At 72.1% G+C, this 14,758-nt stretch carries 10 protein-coding genes; 7 read left to right on the forward strand and 3 right to left on the reverse strand.

Annotated features, from left to right (window positions below):
* The first annotated feature begins 161 nt into the window (after nucleotides 1-161).
* The 3 genes from IE225_RS14325 (at nucleotide 162) to IE225_RS14335 (ending at nucleotide 4,928) form a co-directional block, all read left to right on the forward strand.
* Entirely contained in the window at nucleotides 162-1,994 is a 1,833-nt protein-coding gene (locus IE225_RS14325; RefSeq protein WP_190057870.1) for an IucA/IucC family protein, read from the forward strand.
* Between the two features lie 81 nt (nucleotides 1,995-2,075).
* Entirely contained in the window at nucleotides 2,076-2,819 is a 744-nt protein-coding gene (locus IE225_RS14330; RefSeq protein ID WP_190057871.1) for a GNAT family N-acetyltransferase, read from the forward strand.
* A 117-nt stretch (nucleotides 2,820-2,936) separates the two neighbouring features.
* Nucleotides 2,937-4,928 (forward strand): ATP-dependent DNA helicase, encoded by a 1,992-nt coding sequence (locus IE225_RS14335; RefSeq protein WP_190057872.1) that lies wholly within the window; start codon nucleotides 2,937-2,939, stop codon nucleotides 4,926-4,928.
* Nucleotides 4,929-5,087: 159 nt separating this feature from the next.
* Here the strand turns inward: IE225_RS14335 and lexA are convergent, their stop codons facing one another.
* Complete coding sequence (lexA, locus tag IE225_RS14340) at nucleotides 5,088-5,867, reverse strand: transcriptional repressor LexA (RefSeq protein WP_190057873.1); 780 nt, start codon at nucleotides 5,865-5,867, stop codon at nucleotides 5,088-5,090.
* Nucleotides 5,868-6,520: 653 nt separating this feature from the next.
* On the opposite strand from lexA, the gene nrdR reads away from it, so the two are divergent.
* A complete protein-coding gene (gene nrdR, locus IE225_RS14345) occupies nucleotides 6,521-7,120 on the forward strand; it encodes a transcriptional regulator NrdR (RefSeq protein WP_190057874.1) in 600 nt (199 codons plus the stop codon).
* 249 nt (nucleotides 7,121-7,369) lie between these two features.
* The gene (locus tag IE225_RS14350) at nucleotides 7,370-10,261 is read left to right on the forward strand and encodes a vitamin B12-dependent ribonucleotide reductase (protein ID WP_190057875.1); all 2,892 of its coding nucleotides are present in this window, start codon (nucleotides 7,370-7,372) and stop codon (nucleotides 10,259-10,261) included.
* A gap of 227 nt (nucleotides 10,262-10,488) precedes the next feature.
* Here the strand turns inward: IE225_RS14350 and IE225_RS14355 are convergent, their stop codons facing one another.
* A complete protein-coding gene (locus IE225_RS14355; RefSeq protein ID WP_190057876.1) occupies nucleotides 10,489-11,022 on the reverse strand; it encodes a TerD family protein in 534 nt (177 codons plus the stop codon).
* A 185-nt stretch (nucleotides 11,023-11,207) separates the two neighbouring features.
* Here IE225_RS14355 and IE225_RS14360 point away from each other — a divergent pair, with 185 nt between their 5' ends.
* A complete protein-coding gene (locus IE225_RS14360; protein WP_190057877.1) occupies nucleotides 11,208-11,813 on the forward strand; it encodes a YdbC family protein in 606 nt (201 codons plus the stop codon).
* A 219-nt stretch (nucleotides 11,814-12,032) separates the two neighbouring features.
* Nucleotides 12,033-12,692, forward strand: coding sequence for a histidine phosphatase family protein (locus IE225_RS14365; RefSeq protein ID WP_190057878.1), 660 nt, complete (start codon nucleotides 12,033-12,035; stop codon nucleotides 12,690-12,692).
* A 458-nt stretch (nucleotides 12,693-13,150) separates the two neighbouring features.
* Here IE225_RS14365 and IE225_RS14370 read toward each other — a convergent pair whose 3' ends face one another.
* Nucleotides 13,151-14,659 (reverse strand): MFS transporter, encoded by a 1,509-nt coding sequence (locus IE225_RS14370; protein ID WP_190057879.1) that lies wholly within the window; start codon nucleotides 14,657-14,659, stop codon nucleotides 13,151-13,153.
* Between the last annotated feature and the right edge of the window lie 99 nt (nucleotides 14,660-14,758).

Raw genomic sequence — 14,758 nt, forward strand, 5'->3', positions numbered from 1 at the left:
CCCATCGCAGCGCGGCCGTCCCACGGCACCGCTTCCCGCGGCGCGGCCCACGGTGCGGCACCGCCCCCGCACGAGCCCTCGCACGCCACCGTCCCCGCACGCCACCGTCCCCGTCCCCGTGCCCCACGGGGCACCAGCCCCGCCGACCGGGAGAGAACCCGATGACCAGCCACCCCGCCACCACCGAAACCTTCCCCCGGCAGCGCACCCGGCAGCCCGGCGCCGGCCCGGCACCCGCCGACCCGGCCGGCCCCCTGGAATACCCCGACCCCCTGGAACATCCCGACCCGCACACCGCCGCCGACGCCGCCGCCGTGGAGAACCTGCTGCGCTGCTGGGCGCGCGAGCAGAACCTCGCCGCCCCCGGCGACGGCATCCTGCGCGTCCCCCTGCCGGCCAGCGGCACCGCCCTGCACGTCCCCGTGCACTCCTGGTCCCCGACCGGCCGGCACCGCTTCGGCCCGCCGCGCCTGGCCGGCGCACCCGAGGACGCGGCCCCGGCCGACGCCCTCACCGTTGCCGCCCTGCTCGGCCGGGAGGCCCCGGCCGGCGCGGACATCACTGACCTGGTCGCCCGCGTCGCCGACTCCGTCCGCCGCACCGCCGGCTTCCTGCGGGCCCGCCGCGAGCGGCCGGCCGACGGCCCCGACCGGTTCCTCGCCGCCGAACAGGCACTGCTGCTCGGCCACCCGCTGCACCCGGCCCCCAAGAGCCGCGAGGGCCTGACCGAGGCGGAGTCCGAGCGGTACTCCCCGGAACTGCGCGGCGCCTTTCCGCTGCACTGGGTGGCCGTCGCCCCCTCGGTCAGGGCCGCCGACTCGGCCTGGACCGAGCGCGGCCGGCCCGTGCCCGCCGACCGGCTCACCGCCCGGCTCGCCGGTCCCGGGCTGCCGCTGCCCGACGGCTGGGCCGCGCTGCCGCTGCACCCGTGGCAGCTGCGCGAGGCACGGCAACGCCCGGATGTCGCCGCCCTGTTCGACGCCGGACTGCTGCGCGACCTGGGCGCCCACGGGCCGGACTGGCATCCGACCTCCTCGGTGCGCACGGTGTACCGCTCCGGCGCGCCCGCCATGCTGAAGCTGTCGCTGGGCCTGAGCATCACCAACTCCCGGCGCGAGAACCTCCGCAAGGAACTCCACCGCGGCGTCGAGGTGCACCGCCTGCTGCGCACGGGCCTGGTAGGGCAGTGGCGGGCCGCCCACCCCTGCTTCGACATCGTCCGCGACCCGGCCTGGCTCGCCGTCGACGGCCCCGACGGGACACCCGTGCCCGGGCTGGACGTGGTGATCCGCCACAACCCCTTCCGGCCCTCGGACGACGTCTCCTGTGTCGCGGGACTCGTCTCGCCCCGGCCCTGCGCCCCCGGGGAGACGGCCCTGCGGTCGCGGCTCGCCGAGGTCGTCGCACGGCTCGCCCGGCGCACCGGCCGCCCCCGCGGCGCCGTGGCCGCCGAGTGGTTCCTGCGCTACCTGGAGCACGTGGTGCGGCCGGTGCTGTGGCTGGACGGCGAGGCCGGCGTCGCGCTGGAGGCACACCAGCAGAACACGCTGGTCCTGCTGGACGCCGACGGCTGGCCCGCGGGCGGCCGCTACCGCGACAACCAGGGCTACTACTTCCGCGCCTCCCGCCGCGCCGACCTGGCGGCCCGGCTGCCCGGCATCGGGGAACGCAGCGACACGTTCGTCCCCGACGAGGTCGCCGACGAGCGGTTCGCCTACTACCTCGGCATCAACAACGTCCTCGGGCTGATCGGAGCGTTCGGCGCGGAGCGCCTCGTCGACGAGCGGCTGCTGCTCGCCGCCTTCCGCCGCTTCCTCGCCGACGCCGCCGCCGGTCCGGCGCGGCTGCGCAGCACGCTGCCCGCGCACCTGCTCGACGCGCCGGTGCTGCGCTGCAAGGCCAATCTGCTGACCCGGCTGCACGGCCTGGACGAACTCGTCGGCCCCGTCGACACGCAGTCCGTGTACGTCACCATCGCCAACCCGTTGCACTGAGCCGTTCCGCTGCGCCGAGTCGACCGTTGTACCGGGCCGTCCCGCCCGCCGACCCCGCCACCCCGCCGAGAGGAGCGTGCCGTGCCGCCCGCCGACGCCGAGACCGGCACCGTCCCGGACGCCGTCCCCGCCCCTGCCCCCTCCGCCTCCGCCTCCGCCGCCGCCGGCGATGGTGACGGTGACGTCGACGGCGAGGACACCCCGAAGGCCGACGGTGACGGGGAGGAGACCGCCGGGCGGGGCGGAACCGGTGACGACCTGCTCGGCGGCGTCGGCGACTGGGGGCCCGTGCCCACGCGCGCGGGCGAGTTCCGGCTGCTCCCCGTGCGGCTGGAGCGGGACCTCCCGCTCGTCGCGCGCTGGATGAACGACCCCGCCGTCGCCGCGTTCTGGCTACTGGCGGGGGAGCGGAGCGTGACGGAGCGGCACCTGCGCGCGCAGCTCGACGGTGACGGGCGCAGCGTGCCGTGCCTGGGCCTGCTCGACGGCACCCCGATGAGCTACTGGGAGGTCTACCGGGCCGACCTGGATCCGCTGGCCCGCCACTATCCGGCCCGCCCGCACGACACCGGGCTGCACGTCCTCGTCGGCGCGGCCGCCGACCGCGGCCGGGGCCTGGGCACCGTGCTGCTGCGGGCCGTGGCCGACCTCGTCCTGGACCGCCGCCCGGCCTGCGCGCGCGTCGTCGCCGAGCCCGACCTGCGCAACGTGCCCTCCGTGGCCGCCTTTCTCGGCGCCGGTTTCCACTACGGCGCCGAACTCGGCCTGCCCGCCAAACACGCCGCCCTCGTGATCCGCGACCGGGCGCTGCGGCACGTGCTGTGACGGGCGGCGGGCGGTGAGGCGTACGGTGCGGCGGACGATGCGGCGTACGGTGCCGGCGTCACCCGAACGGGACGTGCGCACCCGCTTGTCGGTGCCGGGCCGTAGGGTGGTCGGGCTATGACGAAGCCCTCACTCCCCGAACTCCTGCATGCCGCCGTCACCGCCGTCGGCGGCACGGAGCGCCCCGGCCAGGTGGCCATGGCCCAGGCCGTGGCCGACGCGATCGAAGACGGCTCCCATCTGCTGGTACAGGCCGGCACCGGCACCGGCAAGTCGCTGGGCTACCTGGTGCCCGCGCTCGCCCACGGGGAACGCGTCGTCGTGGCGACGGCGACGCTCGCACTGCAGCGCCAGCTCGTCGAGCGCGACCTGCCGCGCACGGTGGAGGCGCTGCACCCGCTGCTGCGCCGCCGGCCCGAGTTCGCGATGCTCAAGGGCCGCTCCAACTACCTGTGCCTGCACCGCCTGCACGAGGGCATGCCGCAGGACGAGGAGGACGGCCTCTTCGACCAGTTCGAGGCCGCGGCCCCCACCAGCAGGCTCGGCCAGGACCTGCTGCGGCTGCGCGACTGGGCGGACGAGACCGAGACCGGCGACCGCGACGACCTCACCCCGGGCGTCTCCGACCGCGCCTGGTCGCAGGTGTCGGTGTCCTCCCGGGAGTGCCTGGGCGCGTCCAAGTGCGCCTACGGTGCCGAGTGCTTCGCCGAGATGGCCCGCGAGCACGCCAAGCTCGCCGAGGTCGTCGTCACCAACCACGCGCTGCTCGCCATCGACGCCATCGAGGGTGCGCCGGTGCTGCCGCAGCACGAGGTGCTGATCGTCGACGAGGCGCACGAGCTGGTCTCCCGGGTCACCGGCGTCGCCACCGGCGAACTCACCCCCGGCCAGGTCAACCGCGCGGTGCGGCGCGCCGCCAAGCTGGTCGACGAGAAGGTCGCCGACCAGCTCCAGACCGCCGCCGAGAGCTTCGAACGGCTGATGGAGCTGGCCCTGCCGGGCCGTCTGGAGAAGATCCCGGAGGACCTCGGCTACGCGCTCATGGCCCTGCGCGACGCCTCCCGCGCGGTGATCTCCGCGCTCGGCACCACCCGCGACAAGTCCGTCCAGGACGAGGACGCCGTGCGCAAGCAGGCCCTGGCGTCGGTGGAGAACGTGCACGACGTGGCGGAGCGCATCGCGAACGGCTCCGAGTGGGACGTCGTCTGGTACGAGCGCCACGACCGCTACGGCGCCTCCCTGCGCGTCGCCCCCCTGTCCGTCTCCGGCCTGCTGCGGGAGAAGCTGTTCGCCGACCGCACCGTCGTGCTGACCTCCGCCACGCTGAAGCTGGGCGGCGACTTCAACGGCGTCGGCGCCTCCCTGGGGCTGGCGCCGGAGGGCGTGGAGGGCGACGACCTGCCGAAGTGGAAGGGCGTCGACGTCGGTTCGCCCTTCGACTACCGCAAGCAGGGCATCCTCTACGTCGCCACGCACCTGGCGCGCCCCGCGCGAGACGGTGACCGCGCCGACATGCTGGACGAGCTGACCGAGCTGATCCAGGCCGCGGGCGGCCGCACCCTCGGCCTGTTCTCCTCCATGCGGGCCGCCCAGCTCGCCGCCGAGGAACTGCGCGGCCGCATCCCGGAGTTCCCGATCCTGCTGCAGGGCGAGGAGACCCTGGGCGAGCTGATCAAGAACTTCGCGGCCGATCCCCGGACCTGCCTGTTCGGGACGCTGTCGCTGTGGCAGGGCGTCGACGTGCCCGGCCCCAGCTGCCAGCTGGTCGTCATGGACAAGATTCCCTTCCCGCGTCCCGACGACCCGCTGATGAGCGCCCGTCAGAAGGCGGTGGAGGAGGCCGGCGGCAACGGCTTCATGGCGGTCGCCGCCACGCACGCCGCGCTGCTCATGGCGCAGGGCGCCGGTCGTCTCGTCCGCGCCTCGGGGGACCGGGGCGTCGTCGCCGTCCTGGACCCGCGGCTGGCGACGGCCCGCTACGGCAGCTATCTGCGGGCGTCCCTGCCCGACTTCTGGTACACGACGGACCGCAACCAGGTACGCAAGTCGCTGGCGGCGATCGACGCGGCGGCGAAGCAGGCGGAGGCCGAGCAGGTGGCGGGGAAGTAGGCGAGGTGAAGTAGGCGGGGGGGAACAACAGGGGTTGGTGTGGCCCGGCCGGGGTCGGTCGCCGGGCCACACCCGGGACAGCACAGGGCCCCGGAACCGGCGCAGGGGTTCCGGGGCCCGGTCAGGGAGGCGGCGCGGCGCGGCCGTGCGGCCCGCCGGTCAGACGCGCCGCAGGACGGCCACCACCTTGCCGAGGATGGTCGCGTCGTCGCCGGGGATCGGCTCGTACGCGGAGTTGTGCGGCAGGAGCCAGACGTGCCCGTTCTCGCGCTTGAAGCGCTTGACGGTGGCCTCGCCGTCGAGCATGGCGGCGACGATGTCGCCGTTCTCGGCGACCGGCTGGCGGCGGACCGTGACCCAGTCGCCGTCGCAGATCGCGGCCTCGATCATCGAGTCGCCGACGACCTTGAGCACGAACAGCTCACCGTCGCCGACCAGTTGCCGCGGCAGGGGGAAGACGTCCTCGACGGACTCCTCGGCCAGGATCGGACCACCGGCGGCGATCCGGCCGACGAGCGGGACGTACGACGCGGCGGGCTTGCCGGCGGTGTCCGCGGGCTGGACGGGAGTGGCCTGGTCGGAGCCGCGGACCTCGTAGGCGCGGGGACGGTGCGGATCGCGACGCAGGAAGCCCTTCCGCTCGAGCGCCATCAGTTGGTGCGCGACCGAGGAAGTGCTGGACAGGCCGACCGCCTGGCCGATCTCGCGCATGGACGGCGGGTAACCGCGGCGCTGCACGGAGTCCCGGATGACCTCGATCACCCGGCGCTGGCGGTCGGTGAGCCCCGAGCTGTCCGCCCGGATGCCTGGAGGTCGACCCGGCAGGGAGCGCTTGGGCCCCTCGGGAGTCATGGCTTCGTTCATTGCGTGCACCGGCTGGATTCGGCCCTGGGAGCGGTCCTGGGCGGTGATGGCGGCACTGTCTGCGGTGGTGGTCACGTCGGCCCCTCTCGGTGGTCTCCCTGCTGGCACAACGGTAGTTGCTTTCGAAAGGTTGCGCCAAACACACGTTCGAGTGAAAATCGGCGGTTAGCCTGACGTGATCATCTGTTTGGGTGTATGGCTGCCCGGGCCTCCGGCGGGCGGGGCACCCGTCTTGCGCTACTCTTCCCCGCCGGGGCGGCTGCCTCGTGGGCCGGTGCCCAGTCTGCCATCCATGATCCGGCCGCAGGTGCGTCCGCCGTGCCCGTGCCGGATTCTGCGCGGGAGTCCCACCCCTCCTCCTCGCGGCGATCACGCCGCCTCCGCACGCGCCCTGCGCGGGGCGCGGGGCGTGCGGCTCCGTCCGGGCGGGCCGGATACCAGGCCGGACGTACGGCCGGAAGCGGGGGCGGATGTGCGGTCCGTGGCCGTCTTCTCACGTGTCGTGAGGCCGGTTCCGGTGGTCTTCGGTTTTTACCCGTGTGGCGGCGTGTCGCGCTTCGTTGTACAGGCCAATCCCCACATGTAGTGGTTGGCTGGCTACAGCAGCCCAGAAGTTGTGGTCCCCCGGGACATCCGGCTCACGATCATCGCCTATGCTGGGGTCTGCTTCGAGGGGCCAGTGGGCCTGTCGAGGCTATTGAGTCTGCTGTGAGGAGGGTTGGGAGTCCATGCACTGCCCCTTCTGCAGGCATCCCGACAGCCGCGTCGTCGACAGCCGTACGACCGACGACGGCACGTCGATCCGCAGGCGCCGCCAGTGCCCGGAGTGCTCCCGGCGGTTCACGACCGTCGAGACGTGCTCCCTGATGGTGGTGAAGCGGTCGGGAGTCACCGAACCCTTCAGCCGGACCAAGGTCATCAACGGCGTGCGCAAGGCATGCCAGGGACGACCGGTCACCGAGGACGCGCTCGCCCTGCTCGGCCAGCGGGTCGAGGAGGCGGTGCGGGCCAGCGGCAGTGCCGAGGTGGCCGCCCACGACGTGGGCCTGGCCATACTCGGCCCCCTGCGGGAGCTGGACCTGGTCGCCTACCTGCGGTTCGCGTCCGTCTACAAGGCCTTCGACAGCCTGGAGGACTTCGAGGCGGCCATCGCGGAACTGCGGGAGGTGACACGGCGCCCCACGGCGGACGCCGGGGACGCCGAGGGCGCCGGGAACGGCGAGAGCGGCTCCGCAGGCGGCGAGGAAGCCGTCGCGGGGCGGACGGAGGAGGGCGGCGGGCCCGGGGGGACGGCTCAGCTCTCCCAGCCCGCGCGCGCCGCCGACTGACCGGCGGGCCGGACGCGGGCGAGGCACCCCGGATCCGGCCGGCGGTGACGAGCGGACGGCCCGTCGGCCGACCGGTGGTCGAACGGTCGAGTGGTCGAGCGGTCGAGCAGACGACGAGAAGAGCCGAGCAGACGTGTTGCGGGTGGCAGCGAGGGCCCGCAACGAACCAGCACAGAACCCAGCACAGAACACCGTGCCACGGAACAAACGGGGCACTTCAGGGCGTTTTTGCCTGTACAGGGAGGCGGCATGACAGAGACGGCGAGCGGTCCGGCACGAGGCTCTCGATCCAGGGGCGCCAAGGCCGGCACCAAGGGACTGCGCATCGATCGCATCCACACCACCCCCGGCGTCCACCCCTACGACGAGGTGACCTGGGAGCGCCGGGACGTCGTCATGACCAACTGGCGCGACGGCTCGGTCAACTTCGAGCAGCGCGGCGTGGAGTTCCCCGACTTCTGGTCGGTGAACGCGGTCAACATCGTCACCAGCAAGTACTTCCGCGGCGCCCTCGGCACCCCGCAGCGCGAGACCAGCCTCAAGCAGCTGATCGACCGCATCGTGAAGACGTACCGGAAGGCCGGCGAGGACCACCACTACTTCGCCTCGCCCGCCGACGCCGAGATCTTCGAGCACGAGCTGGCCTACGCCCTCCTGCACCAGATCTTCAGCTTCAACAGCCCCGTCTGGTTCAACGTCGGCACCAAGCAGCCGCAGCAGGTCTCCGCCTGCTTCATCCTGTCCGTCGAGGACTCCATGGAGTCGATCCTCGACTGGTACAAGGAAGAAGGCATGATCTTCAAGGGCGGCTCCGGCGCCGGCCTGAACCTCTCCCGGATCCGCTCCTCCAAGGAACTGCTCTCCTCGGGCGGCAACGCCTCCGGCCCCGTCTCCTTCATGCGCGGCGCCGACGCCTCCGCGGGAACGATCAAGTCGGGCGGTGCCACCCGCCGCGCCGCCAAGATGGTCATCCTCGACGTCGACCACCCCGACATCGAGGACTTCATCATGACCAAGGTGAAGGAGGAGGAGAAGATCCGCGCGCTGCGCGACGCGGGCTTCGACATGGACCTCGGCGGCGAGGACATCACCTCCGTCCAGTACCAGAACGCCAACAACTCGGTCCGCGTCAACGACGAGTTCATGAAGGCGGTCGAGAAGGGCGGGAAGTTCGGCCTGCGCGCCCGCCTGACCGGCGAGGTCATCGAGGAGGTCGACGCCAGGGCGCTGTTCCGCAAGATGGCCGAGGCCGCCTGGGCCTGCGCCGACCCCGGCATCCAGTACGACGACACCATCAACCACTGGCACACCTGCCCGGAGTCCGGCCGCATCAACGGCTCGAACCCCTGCAGCGAGTACATGCACCTGGACAACACGTCCTGCAACCTGGCCTCGCTGAACCTGATGAAGTTCCTCAAGGACGACGGCAAGGGCAACCAGTCCTTCGACGTCGAGCGCTTCCAGCGGGTCGTCGAGCTCGTCATCACGGCGATGGACATCTCCATCTGCTTCGCCGACTTCCCCACCCAGAAGATCGGCGAGAACACCCGCGCCTTCCGCCAGCTCGGCATCGGCTACGCCAACCTCGGCGCCCTGCTGATGGCCACCGGCCACGCCTACGACTCCGACGGCGGCCGCGCCCTCGCCGGCGCCATCACCTCCCTGATGACCGGCACCGCCTACCGCCGCTCCGCCGAACTCGCCGCGGTCGTCGGCCCGTACGACGGCTACGCCCGCAACGCCGAGGCCCACAAGCGGGTCATGAAGCAGCACGCCGACGCCAACGACAAGGCCGTCCGCATGGACGACCTGGACACCCCGGTGTGGGCCGCCGCCACCGAGGCCTGGCAGGACGTGCTGCGCCTGGGCGAGAAGAACGGCTTCCGCAACTCCCAGGCGTCCGTGCTCGCCCCGACCGGCACCATCGGCCTGGCCATGGGCTGCGACACCACCGGTGTCGAACCGGACCTGGCGCTGGTGAAGTTCAAGAAGCTGGTCGGCGGCGGCTCGATGCAGATCGTCAACGGCACCGTCCCGCAGGCCCTGCGCCGCCTGGGCTACCAGGAGGAGCAGATCGAGGCGATCGTCGCCCACATCGCCGAGCACGGCAACGTCATCGACGCCCCCGGCCTCAAGCACGAGCACTACGAGGTGTTCGACTGCGCCATGGGCGAGCGGGCCATCTCCCCGATGGGCCACGTGCGCATGATGGCCGCGATCCAGCCGTGGATCTCCGGCGCCATCTCCAAGACGGTCAACATGCCGGAGTCGGCGACCGTCGAGGACGTCGAGGAGATCTACTTCGAGGCCTGGAAGATGGGCATCAAGGCCCTGGCCATCTACCGCGACAACTGCAAGGTCGGCCAGCCGCTCTCCGCCAAGAAGAAGGAGTCCGCGCAGGCCAAGGCCGAGCAGCCGGCCGCGGAGCCCAAGGTCGAGAGGGTCGTCGAGTACCGCCCGGTCCGCCGGCGCCTGCCCAAGGGCCGCCCCGGGATCACCACGTCCTTCACGGTCGGCGGTGCCGAGGGCTACATGACCGCCAACTCCTACCCCGACGACGGCCTGGGCGAGGTCTTCCTGAAGATGTCCAAGCAGGGCTCCACCCTCGCGGGGATGATGGACGCCTTCTCCATCGCCGTCTCGGTCGGCCTGCAGTACGGCGTGCCGCTGGAGACGTACGTCTCGAAGTTCACCAACATGCGCTTCGAGCCGGCCGGCATGACGGACGACCCGGACGTCCGCATGGCCCAGTCGATCGTCGACTACATCTTCCGCCGCCTCGCGCTGGACTTCCTGCCCTTCGAGACCCGCTCCGCGCTCGGCATCCACTCCGCCGAGGAGCGCCAGCGCCACCTCGAGACCGGTTCCTACGAGCCGATCGACGAGGAGGAGGTCGACGTCGAGGGCCTGGCGCAGTCGGCGCCGCGGCAGACCGACCTGAAGGCCGTGGCGACGCCGAGGACCGCCGGCGAGGCCGCCAAGCCGGCCCCGAAGGCCGCCCACACCAGCGCCGAGCTGGTGGAGATGCAGCTGGGCATCCAGGCCGACGCCCCGCTGTGCTTCTCCTGCGGCACCAAGATGCAGCGCGCCGGCTCCTGCTACATCTGCGAGGGCTGCGGCTCGACCAGCGGCTGCAGCTGATCCCCGCGGGGCACGGCCCCGGGAGACCGACGGGCACCCGCTGAAGCGCCGCCCGAGGAGAACCCGCTGACGTGCCGCCCGAGGGGCGCCTGCTGAAGGAAGGGGCGCCGGCCAGTGCCGGCGCCCCTTTTCCTGCCGTCGTCTCTTCGCCGCTGTGTTTCTGTCGCTGTGGCTCCGTCGTTGTGGTTCCGTTGTCGTGTTTCCGCCGTGGTGCGGCGGGACGCCCGTCAGGACTGCCGCAGCCGGCCCATGCGCCGGGTGAACGTGGCCGGGTCGTCGTCGAAGCCGTGCACGCCGGGACGGAGGTTCCAGCCGCCGGAGTCGTCGTGCGTGAACTCCGCGACCGTCGCGGCCGTCGCCCAGAGCACACCGCCGAAGTCGTCCTGCACCAGGTCGGTGTAGCCCTCGCGGATGCGCAGGCCCGGATTGCGCACGTCGACGAAGGTGCGGTGACCGTACCGCTGCTGGATGACGACACCGACCACCACGCGCGCGTAGCGGGCGTCCAGCCGCTCCAGCTCCAGCGTCATCACCTCGTCCCAGCCGAAGCCGATGCCGTCCCTGCTGTCCCGGTTGAGGTAGATGGTCCCGTCGGGGGAGCGGCTGTCGAAGTGCACGACGTAGACCGGATCGCCGTACGGGTCGCCCGCCGGATAGGTCGCGGCGACGATGTCCAGGTCGGTGGGCGGGCGGCCCGCCGGGGACGGGTCCCATTTCACCGCCACCTCGACCTTGCGGATGCCTTTGCTGAGGCCGTTCACCAGCTTCCCCTTCCCGTGCCCCGTCGACTGTGCCCTGTCGACTGTGCCCCGTCGACTGTGCTCCGCCTCAACTGCCGGGCGGTGACGGCTGGTTGTCCATCGTGCCACGTGAGTGGGCGGGTCCGCGCGGTCGCCGGGCCGACGAGGGTGACCAACGCCACGCGCGGTGGCCTTACCATGGCGCGGTGCTGGTCAAGTGGATTCGCTGCACCGTGGTGGACCGCCGCGGGTTCGAGCGGGGGCAGCGAAAGTGGGCGGGGCTTCTCGGCGAGCCGGGGTTCCGGGGGCAGGGCGGCGGCTGGAGCCGGATCCGGCCGGGGGTGGCGCACATCTTCGCCTTCTGGGAGAGCCGCGCCTTCTACGACTCCTTCATGGCCCGGTCCCACGACCGGCTGGCCGCGGCCCAGGCCGGTACCTTCAAGGACGCCCAGGTGCGGCTGTTCGACCACCGCTTCGACGTCAAGACGGGCTTCGAACCCCGCTTCACCGACGCCGACCTGGTCCGGGTGGCGCTGGCCCGCGTCCACGAGGAGCGGGCCGAGCACTTCGTCCTGATGCAGGAGAAGGTCTGGAACCCGGCCATGGCGGGCTCACCGGGCATGGTGCGCGGCCTGTTCGGCGAGGCGCCGGGCCACGAGTACCTCGTCCTGTCGATGTGGCAGTCGTCCGCCGAGCACGGCAAGTACCGCGTCGAGCGCCTGGAGCGGCTCGCCCTGCGGGCCCAGACCGAGGCCGACGTCAAGGCCCTCACCGGTGACATCGTGGAACTCGAGCCGAGCTGGATCGTCTGACCCGCCTCGCGCGTGTCGTGCCGCCGTTCGCCTCGTGCGTGTGCCGCCGGTGCTCGGGCGCGCCCGCCGCGCGCACGGTGCGGTGCCTCGCGTACGGCACAGCACGGTGCCTCGCGCGGTGCGCGTGCTTCGCGCGCACGGTGCCGTTCGCGTGTGACCTACACCTTATGGGGCCCCGCGCGTGTCCGCCCGGTCGCCCGGCGATCTAGGGTTTCGGACATGGCACGACCACGGCGCATCGTCCTCGTCCGGCACGGAGAGTCGATCGGCAATGTCGACGACACCGTGTACGAGCGGGAACCCGACCACGCGTTGCCCCTGACCGAGCGCGGGTGGCGCCAGGCCGAGGAGACCGGCGAGAAGCTGCGTGCGCTGTTCGGACACGAGCGGGTGAGCGTCTACGTCTCCCCCTACCGGCGTGCCCACCAGACCTTGCAGGCCTTCCGCCTCGACCCGGAGCGCATACGGGTGCGTGAGGAGCCCCGGCTGCGCGAACAGGACTGGGGCAACTGGCAGGACCGCGACGACGTACGTCTGCAGAAGGCCTACCGGGACGCCTACGGCCACTTCTTCTACCGCTTCGCGCAGGGCGAGTCCGGCGCCGACGTCTACGACCGTGTCGGAGGCTTCCTGGAGAGCCTCTTCCGCAGCTTCGAGGACCCCGACCACCCGCCGAACGTGCTGCTGGTGACCCACGGCCTGGCCATGCGGCTGTTCTGCATGCGGTGGTTCCACTGGACGGTCGCGGAGTTCGAGTCCCTGTCCAACCCGGACAACGCCGAGACGCGGATGCTCCTCCTCGGCGAGGACGGCAAGTACACCCTGGACCGGCCGTTCGCACGGTGGCGTGATCCGGAGCCGTACGGGGTCACGGGATAGGGCGGCGGCGCGGTGAACGCCGGCTCCTCGTGCGGCGGCCGCCCCGACTCCCCGGCCGGTGCCTCCGGCCGGACTCCCGTTGCCGGGCCCGCGCGACCCGTACGGGTACTCTCCGTCCTCGATGGGAACTCTGCGTCACGGTCCGTGCGTTGTCGTGGCGAGCGCCGTGTCACCGCCGTGGTGGTGCGGCGGATGCTGCGACGTGGGCGGGGAGAGGTGTCATGCCGGTCTTGCGGATCGTCCTGGCCGTGCTGTTCGGGACCGTGGGCACGGGGAGCGCGGGCGGACGGCAGCCGGTGAACGCCGTGCGCGGCGGCGCGGCCCGGTTCCTCGCGCCGGGTGCGCGGGAAACCGGGCCGGGGGCGTGGCTCGCCCCTGTGCGCCGGTGGCCGTCCAGCGCCGTGCGGTCGGCGCCGGGTGCGTCGGCCGCGCCGTCACCGCCGGCGGCCCGGGCCGGGTCAGCCGATGGCCGGGCCGGCCGTGCCTGCCAGGGCCTCCAGGTCGCTCTTGCGGACCCGGATCACGAACCAGGCGGTGAGCAGGGCGAGCACGGCCATCGCGGCGGCCGGCACGAACGCGGTGGCGATGCCCTGGGCGAGCACCTCGTGGCTCCACGGCGCGGGCAGCTGGTGGGTCCTGGCGAACTCCGCCTTCTGCTCGGGCGTACCGTCGGCCAGGAACTTCGGCAGCTGCTTCGTCGCCTCGTCCTTGCTGGCCGAGCCGAACACCGTCGTCAGGATGGACAGACCGAGCGAACCGCCCACCTGCTGCGTGGCGTTGAGCAGCCCGGAGGCCGCACCCGCCTCGTGCTGGGCGACCCCGGCGACGGCGGTGACCGTGACGGTGACGAAGTTCAGGCCCATGCCGAAGCCGAACACCAGCATCGGGCCGAGCACTCCGCCGACATAGGTGCTGTCGGGGGTGATGAACGTCTGCCAGGTGAGCCCGACGACCACCAGCGCCGACCCGGTGAGCATGAACGGCTTGGGCCCGAGCACCGGCAGGAAGCGCTGCGACAGGCCCGCGCCGATCGTGATGGCGGCGGTCACCGGCAGGAAGGCGAGCCCGGCCTTGATCGGGCTGTAGCCGAGCACGTTCTGTACGAACAGCACGATGTAGAAGAACATGCCGAACATCGCCGCGGCCAGGCTCAGCATGATCACATACGTGCCGGAGCGGTTGCGGTCGGCGAACATCCGCAGCGGGGTGATGGGCTCCCGGGCCCGCCGCTCGGTCAGCGCAAACGCCACCAGCAGGACCACCGCGGCGCCGAACGAGCCCAGGGTCAGCCCGTCCCGCCAGCCGTCCTCCGCCGCGCGGATGAAGCCGTACACGAGAGAGGCCATGCCCAGGGTCGAGGTCAGGGCGCCCGTGATGTCGAAGCGTCCGGGATGCCGCTGCGACTCGCCGATGTAGAGCGGGGTGAGCACCGTGATCAGCACCCCGATCGGCACGTTGACGAACAGCACCCAGCGCCAGTCGAGCCACTCGGTGAGCATGCCGCCCGCGAGCAGGCCGATCGCACCGCCGCCCGCGGAGACCGCCGCGAAGACACCGAAGGCCCGGTTGCGTTCCGGGCCCTCCGGGAAGGTGGTCGTGATCAGGGCCAGCGACGTGGGCGACGCGATCGCGCCACCCATGCCCTGCAGGGCGCGCGCGGCCAGCAACTGCCAGGGTTCCTGGGCGATCCCGCCCAGCAGCGAGGCGAAGGTGAACAGCAGGATGCCGGTCATGAAGACCCGGCGGCGGCCGAGGATGTCCCCGGCTCTGGCGCCCAGGAGCAGCAGGCCGCCGAAGGTCAGCGTGTAGGCGCTGACGACCCAGGTGAGGTCGGTGGTGCTGAACCGGAGTGCGTCTTGAATGTGCGGAAGCGCGATGTTCACAATCGTCGCGTCGAGTACCACCATGAGTTGGCAGGCCGCGATGACGGTGAGCGCGATACCGGGATGCCCCTCCCGGCGTGCCACACGTGGTTTCTGGTCCTGGATCAACGGAGAGGTTGTCGTCACTATGGGTCCCCCACAGGAGCGTTAGTGAACGGTCGCGTTCACTGTCGCCCCCACGGT

It is taken from the genome of Streptomyces echinoruber (assembly GCF_014651135.1).
GTDB lineage: Bacteria > Actinomycetota > Actinomycetes > Streptomycetales > Streptomycetaceae > Streptomyces > Streptomyces echinoruber.